Source organism: Mediterraneibacter massiliensis, assembly GCF_001487105.1.
Classification (GTDB): Bacteria; Bacillota; Clostridia; order Lachnospirales; family Lachnospiraceae; genus Mediterraneibacter; species Mediterraneibacter massiliensis.
The window spans coordinates 371,658-396,679 of the sequence record NZ_LN913001.1 but is presented as its reverse complement, the minus strand read 5'-3'; the positions used below and the strand labels follow the sequence as shown (position 1 = coordinate 396,679).

Here is a 25,022-nt window from a genome sequence, read left to right as displayed (position 1 = left end):
TCTCCTCCTTTTCTTGTCAGTACATAGAATTCTATACCTGCAGCAACAGGATTTTATTTTTCGTCAATATAGCGCAATGTTTTATACATCTCATCGACATCTTCACTTTTCATAAGAGCTTCCAAAGCAGCCTCTTCTGAGAAAATGCGAAGAATTTTTTTCAGCATACCCACCTGTTCACGTGGATCTGAAATTGCCATCATCATGACCAAAGAAACCGGTAATTCTGTATCTTTCGTTCCCATCTCTGTGAATAGAACAGGTTCATCTAACTTTGCTACTGCGATTGTAGGCTCGATTACATGCGCTGCAAATGTATGGGGCATTGCCATATTATACTTTCCCAGTGGAAGACCTGTCGGATATTCCACTTCTCTTTTCAGAACAGCTGTTTTAAATGAGTCCTTTACTTTTCCCGCTTCCAGCAGTTTATCCGCAAGCCGCGTGATAATTTCTTCTTTTGTATCTGCTTTTAAATGGATATAAATCAAATCTTTCTGAATCACTCTTTCCTCCTCCTTCCCCCTTATTGAAACAACAGACTTTGTTTTGCAAAACGAGCTCCTTGTTTGTTTTAGTAATTATAGCAGAAACATTTCCGAATTAAGCGTCTAACTTTGTTCAATTTTTCATGAGAAAGTTAGACTTCTCCCTTAAGCAGAAAAATATTATAATATTTTTACACTAAGTAACTCTTGCTATCGCGCATATTTATGCAGCATTTGTAACAAACCCAAAAATATTTTTCGAAGGGAGGTTCCAGAAATATGAATATAAATAAAAAGCAAAGTGATCTGTTCCAGGAATTAAGCAGCTGCCCTAACCAATGCAGAAGCTATGATGAATTAGCAGAAATTCTAAAGGTCAGCACCCGTTCTATTCGGAATTACTGTGTTTCTTTAGAAGAGTATATTACAGGAATCGGCCTTTCTCCATTGATCGAACATACCACTACCGGTCTTACTTATATAGGGACTTCTGTTCAGACAAAACAAATTTGGGAACGTATAAATAAGAGTGGTTTTTATGAATTCCATTTATCCCCAGATGACAGGCTGCTGGCGATTGTGCTGATACTGCTTGATCTGCACAGACCTATCACCGTAATGGAACTGTGCGATATTCTATTTGTCAGCCGCGCCACGATATTAAATGATATAGAAAAGGTAAAGTTGTATTTCCAGCAATATAATGTCCGCTTTGAAGCCAACACTGCCCGTGGATACAATCTGAAGATAACCGAGACACAAAGGCAGGAAATCATCTGCGCCACCTGCTTCCCTTATCTGGGGAATTGGAATCCTTTAGATACAGAAGGAAATTTGTTTTTCCATACAGAAATGATAGCTCATTTAAACCATATACTGCCGAAAATCTGCCATATCGTTCAAAAGGCTGAACATCAATATGACATTCCTATTGCCGACATCTCCTATAAACAGACTGTCTTCGTTCTGGCCGTTTTGTGCAAAAGTCTGATGGAAGGCTATACTATCGATCCTTCCTTACGTCTTGACAAGCAGTTAAAAAATACCGCTGTTGGAAAAATTGCTTATACTATGTTGGAAGATCTTCATACTGTTTTTGATATTTCCTATACAGAAAACGACCTGCTTTATCTCGCCTGGCATTTGCATCTGTGTCATTTTGACATACTTCAAAATTTCGAACATTCTGTGGATCTTTATTTTTATATGGAGGTACATCAGTTTCTGCACAGCATAGAGGATGATCTGCACTGTACTTTTTCCAATAACCAGAAGCTGTCCATTATGCTTACCCGACATATCTGGAGCCTGCGTAATGGTACTCTTCAAAAGGGTGAGATTGCAGCCGACGAGGTCATAGAAAATTACCAAGACTATTTTGCGATTGTCAAGAAACATATACCCATCATAGAACGTTGTATCGGCAGAGCATGCACAGAATCTGAACTTATTTCTATACTCCTGTATATTGTCGCCGAAATAGAACGTCAAAACCGCAAAATCCAAAAACCAAAAGTCATCGTTTTATGCCATGTCGGAATAGGAACAGCAAACTATCTGGCTGACCGGCTTTTGGAGACTTTTAATCTGGAAGTCGTTGAAGTAACCACGATTCATAAACTTCCGACTATTTTAAAAGAAAAAAAGTTCGATCTGTTGATCAGTACTGTGCCCTTAAAATTGGAACACGTTAACTGGATAAATGTTTCTCCTATCTTAGAGGATATAGACATCGTTTCCATACAAAAAGCATTAGCTGCTGTTCACAAACAAAATCGTTGTTCCAAGGCAGGCCAAACGTCAAGACGTTCTTCCATGGATTTTACAAAGTTTTTAAAAAAGGATCATATCGTCTTGGATATTCCATGTACAGACTGGCGTGACGCTCTTTCTAAAGCGGCGATTCCACTTCTTGAAAAAGGAGAAATCCAACCACAATATGTAGATGCCATTCAACATTCTGTAGATGTAAACGGTCCCTACTTTGTCTTTTGTCCTGGCGTCGCATTGGCTCACGCCGCACCTACGGACGGCGTTCTAGAATTTTGCTGCAGTATTTATCGTCCACAGGAACCTGTCTCTTTTTATCATACGCAAAATGATCCCGTATCTCTCATCATCATGATCGGTATTACGGATGTCAACACGCAAGTACGCTATGTTTCTGCACTGATGGAAGTCTTTCGCAAAAAAGAATTCATGGAACGTATCCTGCATGCGCAGACCCCGGAAAAATTAATCACCATATTACTCGAAAATATATAAAAGGAGGAAATTATCGATGTCCAATGTATCTATTTTTCATCTCCCTAACCGCAGTCTCTTTGGAGCCGGCTGTTTAAAGGAAATCGGCAGGCAGGCTGCCGGATTTAATATCAAGCGATTTCTGCTCGTGACAGACAACTTTTTAGCTAAATCAAAAGCCTGCAGACGTATTCATGACCTTTTAAAAAATGAGCAGATAGAAATAACGCTATTTGACAAGACCTCCCCCAATCCAACTCTTCAGAATGTATATGACGCACACAATCTTTTTGTCAAAACAAACTGTGGCGGTGTGATAAGTCTGGGCGGCGGTTCCTCTCACGACTGCGCAAAGGCTGTAAGTATTCTCGCAACTAATAGCGCTCCCCTGGAACAATATGAAGGAGTTGATAAATTTCCTCACAAAGGATCTCCCCTTATAACGATCAATACAACTGCTGGTACTGCAAGCGAGATCACGAATTGTTTTATTATCACCAATACAGCTACAAATACAAAACTTATATTCGAAGGTGTAAACGCACTCGCCGATATTGCTGTAAATGATCCAGAGCTGATGCTATCACTGCCTGCAGGATTAACTGCCTCAACCGGCATGGATGCCTTGACCCACGCAGTAGAATGTTATGTTTCTACTCTTTCATTTAAACTGACAAATGATCTTGCACTTTTGGCCGTCCGTTACATATTTCAAAACCTTTCGACAGCCGTCCAAAATCCAGATGATCTCAATGCCCGTGAAAACATGATATATGGAGAGTATATTGCCGGTATGGCATTCGGAAATGGAGGCGTCGGTATCGTACATGCCATTGCTCATGCTTTAGGCGGCATCTATGATCTGCCCCATGGCCTGTGCAACGCGATCCTTCTTCCTCATGTGATACGCTATAATACGCAAATATGTGCCGCCAGATATGCCGATCTCTATACTGTCATTGCCCCCGCAAAGAGCAAAGGAATGTCTGCCAATGCGGCTTGTGAAGCTTTTGTCGCCGAGGTGGAAAATCTCTCTCACACAATCGGTACCGATAGGCCACTTCATACCCTAGGTGTACAAAAAGAGGATTTTGATAAGATTGCCGCAAAAGCGCTTTTAGATTCCTGCTGTGAAACCAATCCTATATTTCCCAAAAAGGAAGATATTATACAAATACTAAACAACGCATTTTAAAAATATACCGAGAAAGGAGTTCGTCTGATGAATTATTACGGCAGCGGTGTCTCAAAGGGAATAGCCATTGGAAACGTATTTTGCTATACCCCCTTTAAGAGCCACATACACAAGCAATTCCTCTCATCCGCCGAAGTTCCGGCAGTCTTACAGGAATTTGACAGACTAAAAACCGTGGCTTACAAAGAACTTTCTGACATTATACAACAGATGTCAAAAGAACATCCCGATAAGGCCAAAATCTTTTCTGCGCATCAGGAAATATTAGAAGATGAAGAACTTTTAGAAGAAATAGAGGATAAAATCCGAACAGAAAAAATGAATTTAGACTGGGCGATAGAAAATGTTTTCACTTCATTTATCGCGCTTCTTTCCAAAACGAAAGATCCTCTGATAAGCGCCCGCACAGCCGACCTGACAGATGTAAAAAACCGTTTACTGCGATTATCCGCCAAGGTCCCGGAGAAGAATCTTTCTTCTCTCCCTAAAGATGTCATTGTCATAGCCCACGATCTTCTGCCGTCTGATACGGCAACTATAGACCAGCAGCATATTCTGGGTATTATCACAGAAATTGGCGGAGAGACTTCCCATTCTGCCATCATTGCCAAAAGCTATGGCATCCCTGCCATTTTGGGGGTTCCGCACATAACAGAATATTTAAAAGAAGATGAATATATCATTGCTAATGCTCTTTCGGGAGAAATTACCACATCGCCTACAGAAGAGCAACTTACGCAGGCTTCTCAACTAAGGGATGACTTTCTTTATAAAAAAGAGCAACAAAAAAAATATCTTTCAAAGCCATGTCTGACAAAAGATCATGTGCAAATACAAATCGGTATGAATGTTGGTGCCCTGCGGCCAGATGAAGAAGCTTGCTTACCTTATACAGATTTTATAGGACTGTATCGGACAGAATTTCTGTACATGGATTCACAGCAGCTTCCTACTGAAGAAGAACAATTTATGGCATACCGCGAGATACTTACCAAGGCAGAGGGAAAACCTGTCACTTTACGTACTTTAGATATAGGAGGAGATAAAACACTTCCTTATTTTACACTCCCTAAAGAAGAGAACCCTTTTCTTGGGAACCGCGCTCTCCGTCTTTGTTTGAACCATAAAGAACTATTTCAGGCGCAGTTAAGGGCAGCGCTTCGTGCGTCTGTATATGGTAATCTGTGGATCATGTTTCCCATGGTCGGAAGTTTACACGATATTCAAATGGCACGTTCTGAAATTGAATACGCCAAGGCATCCCTAAGGAAAAAACAGATTCCCTTCAGAGACGATGTCAAGCTAGGTATTATGATCGAAATTCCAGCTATTGCGATTTATGCACAAGAAGCTGCCAAATATGTAGACTTTGCCAGCATTGGGACCAATGACCTCTGTCAGTATCTCTCTGCGGCAGACAGACAAAATCCTGCCGTTACATCCTATTATACCTCGGCAATACCTGCCGTACTTCGTCTGACACAGCATGTAGCTCGCGTATTTCACAAAAACAAAAAGCCTGTCAGTGTTTGTGGGGAAATGGGTGGCAGCCCCATATATGCTCCTCTTTTTGTTGGGATGGATATACACAAATTGAGCATGAGCACTTCCGCTATTGCAGCAGTTAAACAGCAAATTGCGCAGTTTTCTATAGAAGAGTTAACATATATAGCCCAAAACGCTTTGTCCTTGTCATCAACCGAAGAAATTACGACTTATGTAAATGCTTTTTTAGATAATGAATCACATAAAAGGAGACAATACTATGTATAAATGTAAAACAAAAATTATCAACCCAACAGGACTTCACGCCCGACCAGCCTCTGATTTTGTTTCAGCAGCCAAAAATTTTTCCTCCAAGATCAAAATTAACGATTTAACTAACGACGAACTCCCCGCCAATGCTAAATCTATCATTATGTTGCTTTCGCTGGGTCTTGTGCAGGGAACAGATATTGAAATCCTCGCAGAAGGAGAAGACGAAATAGAGGCCGTTCATACTCTGGTAGAATTAATAGAATCTGGATTTGGAGAAGTATAGAAAGAAGGGATACACATGTCAATGAGAACTTGCCGCAGGCTGGCAGCCTGGTTCGCTTTTTTTACGATCCTCTGCGGAGGAAGCTGCAAATTATTGAAAGAACTCCCCGAAGGCATCCTTCTTCTTTTGTCCGCCTGCGCTATTCTCTTCGCTGTTGCTGCTGTATTTATAGTCATTCGCTTCCACCGTTGTCCTAACTGCGGCCGCTTTATTCCTATAACACTGCGCCCGGCACAATGCCCGCATTGCGGGATAGAAATATAGTCCCCCTGCAGGCGGACGGCTCCGCCTTAGGACCACGTATACACAGCAATGAAAATATTCAAATATACTGCAAAAGTAACCCATATAAAATATGGCACCAGTAATTTACCGGCGATCGGTCTGATCTTATAAAAGTTTTCCGCTGTTAAAAATATGAGATACCAAAGTCCTATAATCCACACTGCGGATACCAGGTACAAATCAAAACGGAAAAACAAAACCGGCCAAATTACATTGACTGCTAATTGCAGCAGATACAGCTTTAAAACTTTATTCTTACTTTCCGGTTTTTCATCCAATTCCTGTGTTTGTTCCTTTGGCCTGGCCGTATAAACCAGATATGCAGAGATTGCCATCAGGATATATAACAGCGTCCACACAAAGGGAAATACCCATCCCGGCGGTGCTAATGGCGGATGATACATATCCTGATACTTCTCCATGCTGTCAGCTGTCAGTACAGCCGCAAAACCGCCGGCTCCTAAGGTAAGCAGCAAACTGCAAAGCAATGCCTTCCATTTCATATTTTCATTCCATTTTCTCGCCGTTTGCTCTATATATATGATTTCTTTTATGAAAACAGAAGTCAGATTCCTTTTTTTGCGCAAATATCTGCCAGACAGCACTGATCGCAATGCGGTTTTGTCCGCGCTGTGCAGACGTCTCTTCCATGATAAACAAGCCGATGGCAAAAGTCGCTGCCTTCCTTAGGCGGAACGATCTTCCACAGTTCCATCTCTACTTTCTTCGGCTCTTTGATACCATCCACCAGTCCAATCCTATTTACAAGACGGATACAATGTGTGTCCGTCACGATCGCCGGTTCGCCAAACACATCCCCCATAATCAGATTCGCGCTTTTGCGTCCTACCCCCGGCAGCTTCAGAAGTGCCTGAAAATCTCTTGGAACTTCTCCTGCGTACTCATCCCGGAGCATCTTCATACATGCACTGATATCTCTCGCCTTACTTTTTCCGAGTCCGCAGGGACGGACGATACGCTCTATCTCCTCCACTTCCGCCTCTGCAAGCGCCTCGATGGTAGGATACTTCGCATATAGATCCCGTACGACTATATTGACTCTTGCGTCTGTACACTGTGCCGCCAGCCGCACACTTACGAGAAGTTTCCATGCATCATTATAGTCCAGCGTACATCCTGCGTCTGGATATTCTTTTTTCAGACGTTCGATCACTTCCAATGCTAATTTTTTCTTTGTCATGTATTTACCAGCCTTTCTCTTTCGTTCTATTCTTCCTATCTATTCTTTCGTCCTATTCTTCCGGCATATATTCCCCCTTTAAACCAAAACGTTTTAAATCTGCCTCTCCATCCAGGAGCAGGCACTTTAATAACTTTTGTTCTGCCACCGTATGCTCCAATACGAGCCTGTACCGTTTCCCGGGAATTTTAAACAAAAGTTCCGTTCCCTCTTTCGTCTTTTTCCGCTGTATTTCCTCTATGTCAAACTGCCCGTCTTCTCCTGTCAAAACCCGCACCTTCATATAACTGATATCTCTTTGCCCAAGACTCCAGCAATCCTGTTTCAAAAATGGATATGCCGCCATCATAGGAACTGGTCTTTTCTCATCTTCTTCCCGCATTGCCGCAAGAATCTTTTCACAGGTTCCCGTCTCTAATCCTTCCTTGCCTCTTAAATATACATACTGCCGAAAAGTCGTGCCTGCCTGAATGATCCGTTGGATAAGGACCGCTTCCTTCTCCTTGTCTTTTGCTGTCTGTAAGATTTTCCTCTTAAGCGCTTCGTTCTTAAATACCTTTTTCATCGGCAGATTTTCATATTCTATATAAACCGTTTCCTTTATATCTGTACAGTCATATTTCTTTCGATATGCTCGTTCCGCCTGTTCATATGCCCTTTTCGTCCGTTCATCAAAACAAACCATCTGGACTTCTATTGCCGGATATTCATGGAGAGTCCGCACTGCTATTTCTGCTGCTTCCGGCAACGGATATCCATAGATTCCCGTACTGATCGAGGGAAATGCAATGTCTTTGATCTGGTTTTCAACCGCTATTTTTAAACAGTTCCTGTAACAAGATGCAAGCAGCGCAGCCTCGCCGTAATTTCCGCCTCGCCATACAGGTCCTGGCGTATGAATCACATATTCTGCCAAAAGACGGTATCCTCCGGTCATCTTCGCCTGTCCGGTTTCACATCCGTTTAGCTTTCTACATTCCTCCAAAAGCTGCGGCCCTGCCGCCCTGTGGATGGCTCCGTCCACGCCTCCGCCTCCCAGAAGAGAGCAATTCGCCGCATTCACGATCGCAGTTGCATGTATTTTCGTAATATCTCCCAGCACTACTCGAAATGACATACTACATACTTCCTTTCCCTTTTTCCCTCATTGTTCTTTCCCGCAGACATTTTTCAATCAGTTCCCGCAGAGATTTTTCAAATCTTCTATCATCTTCTTCTGTCCGTTTTGCCTGTCCTTTTAGATAATGCCTGCCGCTTAAGCGCCTTGCTTTCTTTGATAAATGCCGCTCCATCAATAATCTGTCTATGTTTTCTTCCGTGTACCACCTTCCCGACTGGTGTATAGCACACGCCCCTTTTCCCAGTACCATCGCAGCTACTCCATAATCCTGTGTCACGACAAGATCTCCTCTATGGCATAACTCGACCAAGGCAAAATCAACAGCATCTGCGCCGGCATCTATACGTCTTACAGTACTGTATGCAGAATACAAAATATGATTTGTATCACAGAGCAATGTAACCGGAAGTCCATATTCCTTTGCTACATCTTCTACGATCCTGATTACCGGACATGCGTCCGCATCTACAAAAATCTCCATTACAAGCTCCCGCTCCTATATTTATTGTACCGAAATACAATCTCCTCTGATCTGCTTATTACTGTAACATAAATGAAGAAGGGATACAATTTATAATAAAAAACTTGTTACTTAGAAGGAAGTATATTTTATGGGAAGGAAAGCAAAATTCTATTTTGAATTAAAAATGGATATTGTCCTACAATGCTTAAATAGAAAAACATAAGGTGTATCTTAGCGCAATACTGGATCTATACGAGCAAAGAATTGTATCTTATGTAATTCGTGATAGCAATAACAATGCCCTGGTTTTTGACACTTTTGACATTCGATATCCGATACTCCTCCATTATGGCATAGTGATAGATGTTTCCAATATACAAATCGGTTATTTCACACAAAACTGAAAGCGGCAGGCATGACACAAAGTATGTCCAGAGTTGTAAAATGTATTGATAATGATTCAATGGAAGGTTCCTGGAGGGGTGGGATTTATTTGCAGGCAGCATAAAAGCTGCCAACAGAAATAATCTGTTGGCAAAAAAATTTATATTTTTTCAATTTTCTACTTGACGAGGAGCAGTTCAAAATATCCCCGCATTCTTCTTATTTCTTTTTCACTGGTATCCAAACCTCAAACTCTGCTTTTTGGGGATCAGGGCTTCTATACCACTCTATATCCGGACCGCGATCGTACTCATATCCGCTAGATGGCAGCCATTCTGTATATATGCGCTTTTCCAACTCTTGAATTGCCCGCGGACACTCCCCTTCCCCTGCAAATATTGCCCATATATGCGCCGGGACTTCATAGGTTTCCATCCCTGCTAATTCCTTCTTCTCACCTGCAGCCGCAATCATATACCTCCATTCTTCCTGATCATTGCAGATACTCACTCCCAATATGCCTTTTCTGTCTTGCTCCATCACATGACACAGTTTTTCTATCGTGCCGTCTTTCACAGCGTCTTCCCACATTCCTGGAACGATCTGCATATTTTCTTCCAACTGTCTGTGTAATGATTTTACAATGCCTGTGATCCAAAATGCTTCTTTCTTTTCCAATCGGTAGTTCATTTCTTCCACTCCCTTTATTGTAATTTTAAAGGTAAGAGGCGGATAAAACCGGACCGATGTTCCCAAGGCTTTTACGGTAGAAGGCGCAATACCATGTATACTCTGAAATGCCCTATTAAATGCGGTCGGAGAATTATACCCATATTTCAAGGCAACGTCTATGATCCTGACGTCTTTCTCCTGTAAATCTACAGCAGCCAGCGACATCCTCCTACGGCGAATGTATTCTGACAACGGTATCCCAGCCATATAAGCAAACATTCTTTGAAAATGATATACAGAACAGCAACCGATTTTTGCTGCCTCACGATAGTCTATCTCTCCCTTCAAATGTTCTTCTATATACAGCAATGCCTGATTCCATCTATCCATCCAGTCCATCTTTCTCTCCCTTCATCTAGAAGCATACATCTGTTTATTTTTGTTTTCCTCTCTTTTCCTGCACAAAATCTGCGAACCTGGTCACTTAGCCAACGAACAGAGTAGATATATGCCTGTACAGATTCTATGCTAAAATGCAGATATCAAAACTGCACTTGATACCCGCATTTCCATTACATATTTTTATAAATCTGCACATGCCTCCTGCAGATCCGCCAATATTTTCTTATATTCTTCTCGTGTTCTAAGAGACTCCAGGCCTTCTTCCTGCTCCAACAGCATGATCGCATTCTCTAATAAGAACTCCCGTCTGGAACTGTAGTTTTCTTGTATGGTCAGCTTATCGAAATATTCCGGCAGTTTTACTATATCTTTTGCGAACATTCGCAAGTATCCCTTTGCCACAGCCGAAAGTTCTAAAAGCGCCTCTTCTTGTTTCCCTCCACGGCAATATATAACCGCTTTTCCCAGATGATAATTCGTATCCATTATTCCTATTTTTGAACATTGAAATACTTCATATAGCTCCAGTCCCTTCTCCAACATATCCAGAGCTCTTTGCTCCTCCCCCTTCTTCTCGGCGATCGTAAAAAGATTCAACAGATATAATCCACTGTTATTGATCGCTTCATACAGACAAGTCTGATTTAGTTTCTCTGCCTCTTCAATTTTTCCTGTCTGCAATAAAATCCCTGCCTTCATGATCCGTGCATCATATCCTGGCTGCGGCAGATGTTCTAAAGCCGCAAGCGCTTTTTCTTCTTCTCCCTGCATCAGATATAGACTGGACAACATATACCAGGAAGTCTCTGCAATTTCTTTCTCTTCACTTAGCGCGCTGTATTCAAGCAGCTCTACTGCCTGTCTGACTTGTTCATCAGCAAATTTCGCAGAGTATCCGCTGTCTTTTCCGTTTTTCATGGCAGTTAGATACTGCACATACAAGCCCGCAATACGTAATTTTAAATATGCATCTGTCGGATACTGTTTTAGAAGTTCTCTGCAGTACCGGACTGCTTCTTCTGCTTTGTGGCTGCTGAACAGTTTCTCTGGTTCCTTCAGAGCTTCCAGGCATTCCTCTTTTGTCATTTTTTCCTGAAATCCAAGTAATATATCCACACTGATATGCAGCGACCGTGCTAATGGACACAATAAGGTAATATCCGGGTAAGATAAGTTTGTTTCCCATTTTGAAACGGCCGTCGCTGTTACGCCTAACAGATCTGCCAGCTGTTCTTGCGTCATCTCCTGCTGCTTTCGTAAAGTTTGAATCCGTTTCCCCATCTGAAGCGGACGGAGAACATCTTCTCCGGAAACCGGAGATAGAATTGGCTCCATAGGTATATTCATTTCATTCATGCTTGCTTCCTCCACATTTTGTGTCTTATTTTGAACATTTTAGGCTCCGACAGCGCCTTTTTGTTCTTTTACAAAGTCGGTAGAAGTACTTCTTGCTTTTTATTTTAGCAGAAATGTATACCTTTACAATAGAGGCGAAAGTTATCTGACAGGAAGATTTTTCAACTATTGGTTGATTCCTTTTTTGCTTAACTTGACCTTCTTTATTCCATTCGCGCCTCACATCTCAAATACTCGCCCCAAAATCACCCAAATCGCACTATGCTTATAAACATTTACCATATTCTCAAAATTATGGTATAATTGACCGCAGAAGAAAATTTTTCATAAAAATGAGGTACTGAAAATAATGGATACAAAAATGGTTTTTCATGGAAGTGATATAGAAAAAATATGTTCCTATTATGGTTTAGACAAAAAAAATATTATCAACTTTGGAGCAAATGTTAATCCACTCGGGTTATCTGAACATGTCAGAAAAGAAATTGCAGATAACCTGCATATTCTTTCCACATATCCCGACAGAGATTACACATCACTTAAGCAGACAATTTCACAATACTGTGCTGTCTCTGCTGATTTTATCTTGCCCGGAAATGGCTCCAGCGAATTAATTTCACTGCTTATTGAAGAAAAGCAGCCTTCCAAAACTTTAATTTTAGGTCCTACCTATTCTGAATATTCCCGCGAGCTCACCTTTTCCGGCAGTTCTCAGGAATACTATCATCTGCGGGAGGATGAGGATTTCGAGCTGAATATAGAGGATCTTTGTGATACGCTTTCAAACGGTTATGATTTCTTGATTCTCTGCAATCCTAACAATCCTACTTCCTCCGCTATTTCACAAAAAGATTTAAGAAAACTCCTTGTCTTTTGTGCAGCCAGGAATATTTTTGTCATGATCGATGAAACCTATGTTGAATTCGCCCCCGACATTGCTTCTATAACCGCCATTCCACTGACAGAAGAATTCTCAAATTTGATGGTGCTTCGCGGTGTTTCAAAATTTTTCGCCGCTCCCGGTCTTCGATTCGGTTATGGCATCACAAGCAATAAAGATTTCTTGAAAAAAATGAAAGAAAAACAGATTCCCTGGTCTTTAAACAGTATCGGCGCATTTGCCGGGGAAAAAATGTTCCAGGATAAAGAGTATATCCTTCAGACCCGAAAACTCATTCTATCCGAAAGGGATAGGATTTTCGAAGAAATCCAGAGACTTTCCGCTTTTAAAACATACAGACCTTTTGCTAATTTTCTGCTTTTAAAAATACAAAAAGAAAACACGACTTCCTTTGATGTCTTTGAAACCTGTATCAAAAATGGATTGATGATACGTGACTGTTCTTCTTTTCAATGTTTAGAGGGTGAATATATACGATTCTGCATTATGGATCCGGAAGCAAATACACGGCTTCTCACTGTATTGAAATCGATTTAATATGTATTTAAATTTTTACAAGAATTGTTATTACTTAAAATCTGATATACTAATTCCTATTATCCGTCCGCATAGAAAAGGAACGTCGTAAAACAGTGATATTATCCTCTTGTTTTACGGCGTTCCTTCTTCTATTTAGAACAATTGATGAAATAATTTCTACTCACACACTCCTACGAGTGGAACCACGACTATCTTTTTACAAAATACTCCTCATACCATACCAAAAATGTATAGATCGTCCACACCTTTCTCCAATTATCGGAATTTCCGCCCACATAATCATCAAAAATCGCCTGGATTTCTTCTACATGGAAGAATTTCTCCGCGATATCGCTGTGAAATTTTTCACGTACGTCCTGATTATATCGTTCATCAGCCATCCAAATTCGTATAGGCACAATAAAACCAAGTTTTTTGCGGAATGCAATCTCCTTTGGCAATACCTTTGCCGCAGCAGTACGAAATGCCACTTTATTCTGCTCACTATCCACCTTATATCGTGACGGCATGCGAGAAGCAATATCAAAAATCCTTCTGTCCGTAAGAGGCATACGAATCTCTAAACCTGCCGCCGTACTCATTTTATCTACATTTAGATAAATATCTCCCTCCAGCCAGATCTGAATATCCACATCTGACATTTTCGAGAGGGGATCCAATCCTTCCGTCTCCTCATAGATCCCCTGCACCAATTCGATCGGTAGGACATCCGGATCATATTTTTTCAGGATCCTGCGCTTCTCATCCTCTTTCATAATATTTGTATTGCCAACATAAAAGGTCTTTAGATTTTCTCCATAGCGCTCTGCATTCCGGTACATGTTATATCCGCCGAAAAACTCATCTGCACCTTCTCCCGAATAACACAATTTTGTATGTTTCGCTGTTGCCCGACAGGCAAGTGCAAACGCAATAGCAGACGCATCTCCCAAAGGCTGTTCCATATTGTACATCACATAAGGTACAATATCGAAATACTCCTCTGGTGTGATCAGGCATTTTGTATTTTCCCTTCCCAACACGTCTGCCGTCTGTCTAGCCAACCCTGATTCATCAAAACGTTCTTCTTCATATCCACAGGAATCTGTCCGTGTGACATCTGACATAGCCAACACATAAGAAGAATCTACGCCGCCAGAAAGAAAGGACTCTGCCTCCTCATTTTCTTCTTTTACCTCCGGCATGATTTCCCGTATTGTACTGTGGATCTCATCTGCCCAGTCTTCTAGAGTCTTACTCTCATCCGGACAAAATTGCGGAGTCCAGTAACGCTCGATCTGCAATTTTCTGTCCTGCCAGATTAAATATCTTCCCGGCATCAACTTCTTCAGCCCACGGAAAAACGTATTTTCTCCCGCCACATAGGTAAGACTCATATAAATCTGCAGCATTTCCTCGTTCAGTTCTTTTACAAAACCGGGCTGTTCGATGATTCTTCTAATGCTGGTGCTGCACAAGATCTCTCCGTCTGCTGTTTCATAATAATAAAACGGTTTTGTTCCAAAGTGATCTCGCATACAGAATAATTTCTTTTCTTCTTCATCCCACAACGCAAACGCAAACATACCATACAGGTGATGGCCTATATCATACCCCCAGGTTTCATATCCCTTTAGTAAGATCATTTCTTCACGCACTTCCCTGGACAGATCCGGCGCAATTTTTAGTTCTTCACATAAAGCTTTCCAATTGCGGATATGCCCACTGTATTCTTTCACCTTTATCATTTGTATATCCTTTCCCAAACGTATTGAGAATTCCTTCCCAATACAACTGCATTTTATTTTTATAGTTTACCATGATATGCCTGATTCCTCAAGCAATGCCTTCTTTCATTTCTCACCACCCTATTTTAGTACGCAGCTCATTTCGTACCACTGTTCTCCGCCCCAGGATGAATTTGCTATTTTCTGATTCCCAAATCCCATCTTCTTATACATATCTACCTTTGCTTCTAAACATGTCAGTATCACTTTTCTCCTGCCTCTTTGTTGTTCTTTCCAAAGATACTGGAACATCATTTCTTTAGCCAGCCCTCTTCTTCGATACGCAGGCAATACATCCACTCCAAGGAGCATGATATTCCCCCCGCTTGGATCATGCAGCCTGGCATTTTCAAAAAATGCATCTCGAAAAACAGCTTCCTCTGTGGCCAGCCCATTGATAAAACCAGCAATCTTTCCTATCTCCTTATCCTCTGCAACTAAAAACAGATCAGCTGCGTATTCGATCCGTTCTTTCATAGCTCTCGCTGTACACGCTTCATTTGGCGGAAAGCAGATTTCTTCTATTTTCGCCGCCTGCTCTGCCTCTTCCTGCCGGATGTTTCTAAATATAAACTTGTCCTGTATCACTTCACCTTTCATCCTATACTCTTTCCTGTACTCTGGCTGCCAAATACAGATTTCCGGTCTCTGTTCATATATTTTTCTTTCTGCCATAATAGTTCCTTTCTTCTCACCGCAAATTATAAAGTTCTCTGTAAATAAATCATATCCACCAGTTGCACACCGCACTCATAAATCGGATGGTCATAATGCTCGATAAAGAAATTCTCTATACGATGTGAACGGACAAAACCACATTTTTCGTAAAATGGAATCGTCAACGGGCTATCGCCTGTTCCCACTTGCAGGATAGAATACTGTCCTTTGTATTTTTGAATGACATACTCTATCAAAGCTTTCCCATATCCTTTCCCTTGACACTCCGGTACGACTGCGATATTTTTAATTTCAAGTATTCCTTTTTCCGCTTCAATTATCACACATTCTCCCCTTACATCAGGATCCCGAAGAACATACATTATGCCCTTTCCAAGGTAAAGATCTAACATATCTTCCTGCTCATCCGCCAGCAGCAACAATTTACAGTACTGCTTTTTGTTGTCTTTCACTTCTCTTATATCCATACACTGCCTCTATATACTTTTTCTTTTGTTCAAATGCTCCTATTCCTATTATAATATCTTCCTTTGCTTTCGATATCTACATTTAAATACATCTCATGTTTTTATTTATCAGGTTTTGGGGTAATCGAATGGCATCAAATAAATGAATTTAAATACATCTCATGTTTTTATTTATCCCGCCCGGAGAAAGGAAAGCAATTATGAAGCTGAATTTAAATACATCTCATGTTTTTATTTATCTATTTTCATATGTGTCTCCTTTCTACTACAATATATTTTAGGCGTTTGCGAAACGCCACAAGCCGCATAAATACGGCATTTTAACTTTTATAAAACAAAACATCTCCTCAACGGATTGTGGTAAAATAGAGTTGCCTAGAAACTATAAACCAACCACCCGAAAGGAGATGTACCTATATGATAACATATAAGCAGCTCACTTTGGCAGAAGTTTTTGAAAATTGCCAAAATAAATTCGATAATGACAAATATCAGTTTCTTTCTCTACTTGACCAAACCATTAATCTTGATGAAATTGTTCCTGTTTCTTTTGTTACTCATTTTCACGCTTCTACAGGAAGACCTCGCAAGCATCAGCTTTATCCTATAATCAAGGCTCTCCTTATTCAGCGCATTTTCTCAATCCCGACCGATACTCTTCTGATCATATTTTTAAAATATTCTCAGGAACTACGGGATTTTTGTGGCTTCCGTGTTGTTCCTGATGCCTCAAAATTCACCCGTTTTAAACAGGACTTTCTTATGGACTTACAATCGATGTTTGATCACTTAGTTGATATCACTGAACCGATCTGCCAACGTATTGATTCTAACCTTGCTTCCATGAGCATCTTTGATACTTCTGGAATTGAGGCATGGGTGACAGAAAATAATCCGAAATACGCGAACCGTATCATAAAACAGTTAAAGGCCTTTGCAAAGGCTCACAACTTTGATCCTTACAAAGCTGCTTACGGCTCAATGCCCACACACGCTGCTGCTAACCCGGCTATCCAACAGATGTATATCAACGGACATTTCTGCTATGCCTATAAGTTTGGTATTGTCACGAATGGTCTTGGTATTGTTCGCGATATTACCTTCTACAATAAAGATTTCCTAAATGCTCATCCTGATATCATTGTTGAAAAGAAATCCGATTCGCCAGATGAAGATAAATCACTTGCGGACTCTAAGGCGCTGCTCCCTGTTTTGATTGATTTCTTTCAGAAGCATCCTTTGATCAACCCTAAAACTTTTCTAGGCGATGCCGCTTTTGATACCATTGAAATCTACAAAGCCCTTTTGGATGATCTTGGCTTTGAAAAAGCATTGATTCCACTCCGGACAAAACTATCAATGGAAGAACATGGCTACACCTTCAACGAAAATGGTGTTCCTTGCTGTCCGCATGATTCCACACTTCCAATGAAACGGGAAGGGAGTAAATCTCATCTGAGAAGCAAACTTCCCAGCATGAAGTTTGTATGCCCTAAAATGAAATGGGAATACAACCGTGAAACCAAAACGAAACGCCGTGTCTGCCACTGTGAGAACCCCTGTACCACATCTTCCTGTGGAAGAATGATTTACATTTACCCCGAAAAGAATCTGCGTGCCTATCCCGGTGTGGAACGTGGTTCCGTAGAATGGGATGAGACCTACAAAATCCGTGTAAACGTTGAAAAATCAATCAACCATTTTAAAGACAGTTTCTGTATTGCCGGTCGTAAAACCCAAAATGAGAAAACACTACATGCAGATTTGTTGCTTGCAGGAATTTCTCAGTTAATAACTGTCATGGTTGCTGATAAAATTCACCAGCATCAATATATACGAAGTTTAAAACCACTCATAGCATAGGACTTACCAACTTCATAAGCCCATGAGGTTTATTTGTTGTGCCAAGAAATGAACGATTTTCACTTCCTATCTCAAGAATCCTGCATGACAGGATCCTTTGCCTGTTTTTAATCAGGATTGCGGACTTGTTTCGCAATTACCTAACAATATATTTAAATACATCTCATGTTTTTATTTATCTTTTGTATAATAATCAATTGTACCCTGTATAGATATTTAAATACATCTCATGTTTTTATTTATCGTACGTTCATTCTTCTACTCCTTCCAACATATCATCATTTAAATACATCTCATGTTTTTATTTATCAGCTTTCGTATAATCGGCTGTGGCTTTTGTGTTGGAATTTAAATACATCTCATGTTTTTATTTATCAATGCCCGTTTTGTGGTGGAGAAGCAAAATTATTTAATTTAAATACATCTCATGTTTTTATTTATCTTTGACGATGTAATTGCTCCGCTTCTTCCAATTGCATTTAAATACATCTCATGTTTTTATTTATCAAAAACTTTGCAAACGATTCTTATACACTTCCACATTTAAATACATCTCATGTTTTTATTTATCGAGGGTGCACAAGACCATTAACATTAGCAATCTACTATTTAAATACATCTCATGTTTTTATTTATCTTCTGTGTCTATCCATTCACACTGACCGTACCCGATTTAAATACATCTCATGTTTTTATTTATCCTGCAAAGCCAACCCCTGCGTTCTGTAGTAAACTATTTAAATACATCTCATGTTTTTATTTATCTAGGACTGCCAGAGGAAATACAACCAGCTTTTATATTTAAATACATCTCATGTTTTTATTTATCGTAAATACATATCTCTATGATTTGCTTTATATTGAATTTAAATACATCTCATGTTTTTATTTATCCTTTTTTACAAGTGCTCCATCCATGTTTTGATCAATTTAAATACATCTCATGTTTTTATTTATCCGAGTTGGCAAACGCCCTGGGGATAGAAATTGAACATTTAAATACATCTCATGTTTTTATTTATCGTAGTGGGTGAAACACTGGGAAATAATGGTGAAACATTTAAATACATCTCATGTTTTTATTTATCGTTGAAAATAGGGAAAAAAGAAAAGATAATGAAGAATTTAAATACATCTCATGTTTTTATTTATCAATTAAATGACACTGTTTATATTTATATACAAGAATTTAAATACATCTCATGTTTTTATTTATCGTTGAAAATAGGGAAAAAAGAAAAGATAATGAAGAATTTAAATACATCTCATGTTTTTATTTATCTAGTTCTGACACTGGAACATATTTACAAAAATTTATATTTAAATACATCTCATGTTTTTATTTATCCTCTCATTTTATCTCCGTCTGTTTTTTCTCTTGTCATTTAAATACATCTCATGTTTTTATTTATCTTCACATGCCCTATCCTTTCTCTTCTATATTCTTTATTTAAATACATCTCATGTTTTTATTTATCATGTTTTGTTTTAAAATCTTCTGCAATTCTATTTAAATTTAAATACATCTCATGTTTTTATTTATCACAAGATAGGTGGAAACCTTATACCGGTAAATATATTTAAATACATCTCATGTTTTTATTTATCAAAATAATAGTCATGTGTTCCTTCAATTTCATATATTTAAATACATCTCATGTTTTTATTTATCGTACCCATCTGTTTTGTCCTAACTTTAATATCCTTAATTTAAATACATCTCATGTTTTTATTTATCTGTTGCTTCTCCAATTCCCATCTTACTTTTCCTCCTATTTAAATACATCTCATGTTTTTATTTATCAAGATCGTGTTCCCAAACAAAGACATTTATAAGAAATTTAAATACATCTCATGTTTTTATTTATCTCAATGTCTCTTCTTACCCGAAAAGCATTTGCGTTATTTAAATACATCTCATGTTTTTATTTATCATAAATTATCGTTTAAATATACATTTTGACTAGCATAATTTAAATACATCTCATGTTTTTATTTATCTATAACCTGTACGTGCTATCTCTTGCTCAATCAAATTTAAATACATCTCATGTTTTTATTTATCCTAATGTTTTAAGTTGGAACTACTTCTACACAATTTAAATACATCTCATGTTTTTATTTATCGGTTACTATACAAACAAATGATTATGCTAGCACAAATTTAAATACATCTCATGTTTTTATTTATCCATTTGTAAATCTTGCCATATACCTGGATTGATAGAATTTAAATACATCTCATGTTTTTATTTATCTGTACACTATATGTGTAAATATGTCTATAGTCAAAAATTTAAATACATCTCATGTTTTTATTTATCCAGCGTTTTCACGCCTTTTCCTTTTTATATAATAACCAATTTTCCCTTATTTTTCAACGTTTCTTCTATTTTTTACCAACCGGCATCTCTTCTTTTTCTTTCCACCTTCATTTTCTCCTTTTCCCCTTATTTTATCAGCTTTTTCACATTTTTCCTCTGCACAACACCTGGTAATTTAGAGGATCAAACTTTCTCCATTTTCCACCATCCCATTTCCCAGAACTTCCTCTCCAAAAACATTGTCATTCATTAATTTAATAATACAGATAAAATCTTCCTGCTCATCAATCACATTCTTTAAATCTTTTCTAAGCATTATCAATTTAGATGGAGTCATCTCACCTCGAAAAACAGATTTTTGAAAATGAGACAAGTATTTTTTACACACCTTAAATACTTTTTGAACTCGCTTTTCCCCCACATCATAAAACACGAATGCATAATTATAATTTATCTTTTTTCTCACTTAATATCCACCTTTCAAGCTAAACGGTACAAAATCTTTATCTTCCATAATTTCTTTAATCAACTTATAGCAGTCTAATTTTATTGCTGTCCGATATGTAACTTTTCTTTTTAGAACTGGATGTTGAAATACCGATTCTAATCTTCCTTCAAATGCTTCTATAAATATTTTTCGTCCCTCTTCATTAAGCAAACAATAATTGATTTTCTTTTCAAAATGTTTGCCAATCTGTATCTTTCGATTATTTACCAAATCAAAAATAGTTCTATACACAATCACCGGTTTAAATACTTCGCTTATATCCAGACTCAGTGAAAATCTTCCTTCCGATGGTTCGTGTAAGAAACTGATACGCTGATCTAAATGTGTTCTGAAAATTGCAGAAATAGTTTTAGTATAAAGGAGCGTATTTCCAAATGAAATCATGGCATTTATCGGATTATCCGGCGGTCTCTTTACACGTTTATTCATTATAAAATCTTCCGGAAGAAAATACTCAAAACAATTATAAAATTTTGACCATAATTCCCCTTCTGCAGATAGCAGCACCTTAATATTTCCCGCATCTTCTACATTCTGATAGAATTCTTTCTTTATCCAATCGATTGTTAGTTTTACTCCCTTTTTCTCATGCTTATAATAATGGTATAAAACCTCATATATATTGATTCCTATTCCTTTCACAATTGCTTTTGCAATCTTTAACCTGTCTTTTTCAAACTTCTGCACTTGTTTAATCAGTAATTTTCCACTCATATACTGATCTTTCGGATAAAAGGTTCCAATATATCCTTCGTAATAATTAAAAAAATGTACTACCACATGATTCTGTCCCAAAAAGTCTAGAAGTTTACTATTTATACTCACTTCATTCAAACAATAAATTTCTTTTGTATTTTCTATTGGAATATAGATATTTTTCCCCTCTTTACGAAAACATAAAGAATTATCTTTCCGCATCAACTCGCCCATAGAAGTAATATACCTTGTACTTCCCATATCTTTTCCTCCATTAAATATAACAATACTCATAATATGCACATTTTTTACATTGAGATTTATTTAACACCTCCGGAATCTCCTCCTGTGTTAACAACTCTTCAATTTCCTGCACATATTGCTGTAGTTTCTTCTCCTCGTCTTCTGTTAATTCCAAAATTATTGTTTTCTTTTTTCCTTTGTTCTTTTCTATAAACTCTAGCTTTCCTTTTCTTTGTATTCCTTTTTCCTTTAATACTTTTAAATAGAACATAAGCTGCCACTTAGCAGCCTCAACATCCGCATCTGATTTTTTTACTTCTGTCAAATATTCTGCCGTCAATTTATCCAATCGAATGTTTTCAATCGCAATTTCTGTATTTGTCTGTTCTGCATGTTCTTCGTGAATTGCTTTTCCTATTTTTACTTCTTCACTATTATCTTCCAGATTCATTCGATTTCCAAATAAATAACATTGCCTTTTACAGTGAAAATAATAATTCATCAATGTTCCGTTTACTTTCATAATTCACTCTGCTTTCTATATGAAATCCACAAATCCACCAATTTCTCCTTGAATCTTTTTTCGGTCCAGCTTTCCGTCTTTGAAATATTTTTCTCCATCTTCTATATAGAATATTTCGCCCACTTTATCGTTATATAATAAATCCGGATTTCGTTTTATTTGATAAATAAAACAATTCATTTTGCTTGTAATGTATGAAAGTTTTACTCTTTTTTCAGCATACTCCATGGAAAAATCATTCAAAAGTCCCACGTATTCCTTCCATAATTGTTTTCCATCCAGCTTTCCTTCTACTGCATCATCGATTTCTCTTGCCAAATATACCGGCATATTCCATTTATTTTCTTCTATCAGTTCCATTCTCTCTCTTATCTTTGGCCAGTTTAACATTCCAACGTCATTTTCAAAAAACCCTTCTAATCCTCTATCGTCTGATAGATCATTTACATTTCTTTTTAAAACATCCAAAACCTTTTGATAGTACACCGAAAATTGCTTAGATACTAAAATATTTCTCATTTCAGGATTTTTTACTGTTAATCTATCATCAACTCTGACATCCCCATCTCGATATATTTTCTTAGAATCATCCAACCGGAAGAAATATACTTCGCCGCTTCGCAGACAGGAGCGGTTAATTCTTCCCATGAATTGTTCCTCACTATCCAATTTTGATATATTTTTATATCCTATATCCATATCAATATCTACACCGGCTTCCACTACTTGTGTCGCAACTAAAATAATTCCTTCTTTACATTCTTTTACGCTCTGCAATATTCTGCTTCGCTCCATAATACTATCTTCGCCTGACATATATTCCACATCGCAAAACACATCTTCTCTTCTTTTTATCATTTCAAAAAACGTAGAGGCCGATTCCTTTTTTATAAACTCTACCAAGATTTTTTTCTTTTCAGCAGCTTTTTTCAAAATATGCTCTATTAAATCTGCTTTTATATCTTCAGAATCTAACAATTCATACGATATAGTAACTCGATTTTTAAAACACGCATGTGAAAAATACTTTTCTCTATTTTTCATCAATCGCACTGTATAGTCTACATTTCCGGACAATATATCCAAATCAGGCAGCGTTGCTGACATGATAATAATTTTCATATTTAATAATTCCGCAAACGCCTTTAAAAAACAAATGATTTCCCCCCAAATTCTGTTTTTATAACTTTGAATTTCATCCAGAACAATCACACTATTCATAAGTTGTTGAAATCCGAACGCAGATTCCCTTGTATCTCCAAACATGGTATCAAATAAACTGACATGTGTACTAAGGATCATAGGATAATTTAAAAACTGCCTGTCCAATAACGCTTTCTGATAATAACAAGTCTGTTCTGTTTCTTCTTCCCTTTCTTTTGCCTTTTGTGTCATCTTAATCGGCGTCAGTGAATTTACAACTGCAATTTGTTCCAAAATCTCATCCTTATCGCCAAAGACTTTTTTCAGATTTTCCATATTCTGTTCTACAAGCGTATTGAACGGATAAATATAATACAATTTCCGTAATTCCTTATGATTCTTTATTATCTGAAAACTAAGATCCATTGCCGTATTGCTTTTCCCACTTCCGGTAGGTGCTTCCAGATAAAATAATGAATTCCCTCTACTTTCAGATAATGTTATCTCTGCATCAGTCAAAATTTCTGTCCTAAGATCATTGATATCTTCTTTACCGATTTTTTCTATATCTTTTGGATACTGTTCTCTCTGATAAGCCCTTACACTTTTCATTATTTTTGTATTTTCATAAATCTCTATCCACTCCTGAATATTATCCAAGCTCCCAAATTGCTTTATTTCCTCTTGTACCATAAATTCCGTTGTCGCATAATAGTCGCTTGCCACTAAAAAAGAATATAATAGTCGTATATAAGCATACAGCGCTATATTTTCCTCTCTGCTTCTCTTAACCTCATCTGAACACTTTTTAATATTTTCCAGTACCTTCTCCGTTAATTTAAACGGTCTTAAATAAGATTCGCATTTACCTTCCAAAAATATATCTATTACATCCTTCCCTTCTTTTTCTGTAAGCGAAGTAACAAATTCTTGAAAATTTTTAAGATCGCTATGATGCTGCGCAATTATATAAGCATGACAAATAATAAACGGACGAAGTTTTTCTTTATCTTCTCTTTCTTTTACTTCCTTTTTTAATTCCTGGATATAATAATCAATATACATAACCGCTGATATTAAAGAATGTCTTTTTCCAATATGATAAAACATATTATCTTCTGTAATCTTTTCATTCTTCATTGCCTGCTTTTGAAAATCCGGATTTATTTTCCCCACATCATGAAACACCGGAATTCCTCTTATCATTTCCCATAAAAAAATTTTCCCTTCTTCCGAAAGTTTTCCAAACATCACTTTCACAAATTTATCGATTGTCTTATCCAATTGTTTTTCTTCTGCTAATGTCTCAAAATATTTCACTGTACAATCAATATGTTCTGTTAATAACTCTCGCCTGACAATCTTTTTATCTTCATCCTCTACAATATGTGCCTGATATTTGTCTATTTCTTTTATAAATCTATATATATCTTCCACTCCATCTTCTCCTTTTTGCAAAAAGAAGACCCGTATCAATTATTTCAGGTCTTCTTTCACTATCCTTCTTCATCTGTTTTTA

At 38.0% G+C, this 25,022-nt stretch carries 18 protein-coding genes, 2 pseudogenes and 1 CRISPR repeat array; of the genes and pseudogenes, 6 read left to right on the top strand and 14 right to left on the bottom strand.

Going from position 1 to position 25,022, the window contains the following annotated elements; all coding sequences use genetic code 11:
• Positions 1–53: 53 nt before the first annotated feature.
• Complete coding sequence (locus BN3282_RS06035) at positions 54–506, bottom strand: PTS sugar transporter subunit IIA (RefSeq protein WP_059067456.1); 453 nt, start codon at positions 504–506, stop codon at positions 54–56.
• A gap of 261 nt (positions 507–767) precedes the next feature.
• Here BN3282_RS06035 and BN3282_RS06030 point away from each other — a divergent pair, with 261 nt between their 5' ends.
• The 4 genes from BN3282_RS06030 to BN3282_RS06015 are packed head-to-tail and all read left to right on the top strand — an operon-like array spanning position 768 to position 5,968.
• The gene (locus BN3282_RS06030; protein WP_059067453.1) at positions 768–2,753 is read left to right on the top strand and encodes a BglG family transcription antiterminator; all 1,986 of its coding nucleotides are present in this window, start codon (positions 768–770) and stop codon (positions 2,751–2,753) included.
• A gap of 16 nt (positions 2,754–2,769) precedes the next feature.
• Entirely contained in the window at positions 2,770–3,927 is a 1,158-nt protein-coding gene (locus BN3282_RS06025; RefSeq protein ID WP_059067451.1) for an iron-containing alcohol dehydrogenase, read from the top strand.
• 27 nt (positions 3,928–3,954) lie between these two features.
• Positions 3,955–5,700, top strand: coding sequence for a phosphoenolpyruvate--protein phosphotransferase (gene ptsP, locus BN3282_RS06020; protein WP_059067449.1), 1,746 nt, complete (start codon positions 3,955–3,957; stop codon positions 5,698–5,700).
• Complete coding sequence (locus tag BN3282_RS06015; RefSeq protein ID WP_059067448.1) at positions 5,693–5,968, top strand: HPr family phosphocarrier protein; 276 nt, start codon at positions 5,693–5,695, stop codon at positions 5,966–5,968. The genes ptsP and BN3282_RS06015 overlap by 8 nt, the downstream gene beginning before the upstream one ends.
• Before the next feature lie 290 nt (positions 5,969–6,258).
• Here the strand turns inward: BN3282_RS06015 and BN3282_RS06010 are convergent, their stop codons facing one another.
• The 6 genes and pseudogenes from BN3282_RS06010 to BN3282_RS05985 form a co-directional block, all read right to left on the bottom strand.
• Positions 6,259–6,756, bottom strand: coding sequence for a TspO/MBR family protein (locus tag BN3282_RS06010; protein WP_059070306.1), 498 nt, complete (start codon positions 6,754–6,756; stop codon positions 6,259–6,261).
• Between the two features lie 62 nt (positions 6,757–6,818).
• Positions 6,819–7,454: an endonuclease III domain-containing protein gene (locus BN3282_RS06005; protein WP_059067446.1), complete on the bottom strand. Its 636-nt coding sequence runs from the start codon at positions 7,452–7,454 to the stop codon at positions 6,819–6,821.
• Positions 7,455–8,076: 622 nt separating this feature from the next.
• Positions 8,077–8,571, bottom strand: a pseudogene (locus BN3282_RS15560) (O-acetyl-ADP-ribose deacetylase); the annotation flags it as partial.
• Position 8,572: 1 nt separating this feature from the next.
• Positions 8,573–9,055, bottom strand: coding sequence for a YaiI/YqxD family protein (locus BN3282_RS05995; RefSeq protein ID WP_059067444.1), 483 nt, complete (start codon positions 9,053–9,055; stop codon positions 8,573–8,575).
• 585 nt (positions 9,056–9,640) lie between these two features.
• Positions 9,641–10,492 (bottom strand): AraC family transcriptional regulator, encoded by an 852-nt coding sequence (locus tag BN3282_RS05990; protein WP_059067442.1) that lies wholly within the window; start codon positions 10,490–10,492, stop codon positions 9,641–9,643.
• A 183-nt stretch (positions 10,493–10,675) separates the two neighbouring features.
• On the bottom strand, positions 10,676–11,851 hold the full coding sequence (locus BN3282_RS05985) for a helix-turn-helix domain-containing protein (RefSeq protein WP_059067441.1): 1,176 nt from the start codon (positions 11,849–11,851) through the stop codon (positions 10,676–10,678).
• 349 nt (positions 11,852–12,200) lie between these two features.
• Here BN3282_RS05985 and BN3282_RS05980 point away from each other — a divergent pair, with 349 nt between their 5' ends.
• Positions 12,201–13,289 (top strand): pyridoxal phosphate-dependent aminotransferase, encoded by a 1,089-nt coding sequence (locus tag BN3282_RS05980; protein ID WP_059067439.1) that lies wholly within the window; start codon positions 12,201–12,203, stop codon positions 13,287–13,289.
• Between the two features lie 191 nt (positions 13,290–13,480).
• On the opposite strand, the gene asnB is transcribed toward BN3282_RS05980, so the two are convergent.
• From asnB to BN3282_RS05965, 3 genes are all read right to left on the bottom strand, one after another.
• A complete protein-coding gene (asnB, locus tag BN3282_RS05975; protein WP_059067437.1) occupies positions 13,481–15,019 on the bottom strand; it encodes an asparagine synthase (glutamine-hydrolyzing) in 1,539 nt (512 codons plus the stop codon).
• A gap of 120 nt (positions 15,020–15,139) precedes the next feature.
• Positions 15,140–15,733 carry a GNAT family N-acetyltransferase gene (locus BN3282_RS05970; protein ID WP_330382161.1) on the bottom strand — a complete coding sequence of 198 codons (594 nt, stop codon included), beginning with the start codon at positions 15,731–15,733 and terminating at the stop codon, positions 15,140–15,142.
• Between the two features lie 26 nt (positions 15,734–15,759).
• Positions 15,760–16,203: a GNAT family N-acetyltransferase gene (locus tag BN3282_RS05965; RefSeq protein ID WP_059067434.1), complete on the bottom strand. Its 444-nt coding sequence runs from the start codon at positions 16,201–16,203 to the stop codon at positions 15,760–15,762.
• Between the two features lie 417 nt (positions 16,204–16,620).
• On the opposite strand from BN3282_RS05965, the pseudogene BN3282_RS05960 reads away from it, so the two are divergent.
• Positions 16,621–17,995 (top strand): annotated as a pseudogene (locus BN3282_RS05960) (transposase).
• 221 nt (positions 17,996–18,216) lie between these two features.
• A CRISPR array of direct repeats spans positions 18,217–20,390; the repeat unit is 30 nt; unit sequence ATTTAAATACATCTCATGTTTTTATTTATC.
• A 175-nt stretch (positions 20,391–20,565) separates the two neighbouring features.
• Here the strand turns inward: BN3282_RS05960 and cas2 are convergent.
• Genes cas2 through cas3 form a run of 4 tightly spaced genes read right to left on the bottom strand, consistent with a single transcriptional unit; the run spans position 20,566 to position 24,940 of the window.
• Positions 20,566–20,856 carry a CRISPR-associated endonuclease Cas2 gene (gene cas2 / locus BN3282_RS05955; protein ID WP_059067432.1) on the bottom strand — a complete coding sequence of 97 codons (291 nt, stop codon included), beginning with the start codon at positions 20,854–20,856 and terminating at the stop codon, positions 20,566–20,568.
• Entirely contained in the window at positions 20,857–21,855 is a 999-nt protein-coding gene (gene cas1b, locus BN3282_RS05950) for a type I-B CRISPR-associated endonuclease Cas1b (RefSeq protein ID WP_059067430.1), read from the bottom strand.
• 13 nt (positions 21,856–21,868) lie between these two features.
• Positions 21,869–22,360, bottom strand: a complete 492-nt coding sequence (cas4, locus tag BN3282_RS05945) for a CRISPR-associated protein Cas4 (RefSeq protein WP_059067428.1) — start codon at positions 22,358–22,360, stop codon at positions 21,869–21,871.
• Positions 22,361–22,375: 15 nt separating this feature from the next.
• Positions 22,376–24,940 (bottom strand): CRISPR-associated helicase Cas3', encoded by a 2,565-nt coding sequence (gene cas3, locus BN3282_RS05940; RefSeq protein ID WP_162858220.1) that lies wholly within the window; start codon positions 24,938–24,940, stop codon positions 22,376–22,378.
• Between the last annotated feature and the right edge of the window lie 82 nt (positions 24,941–25,022).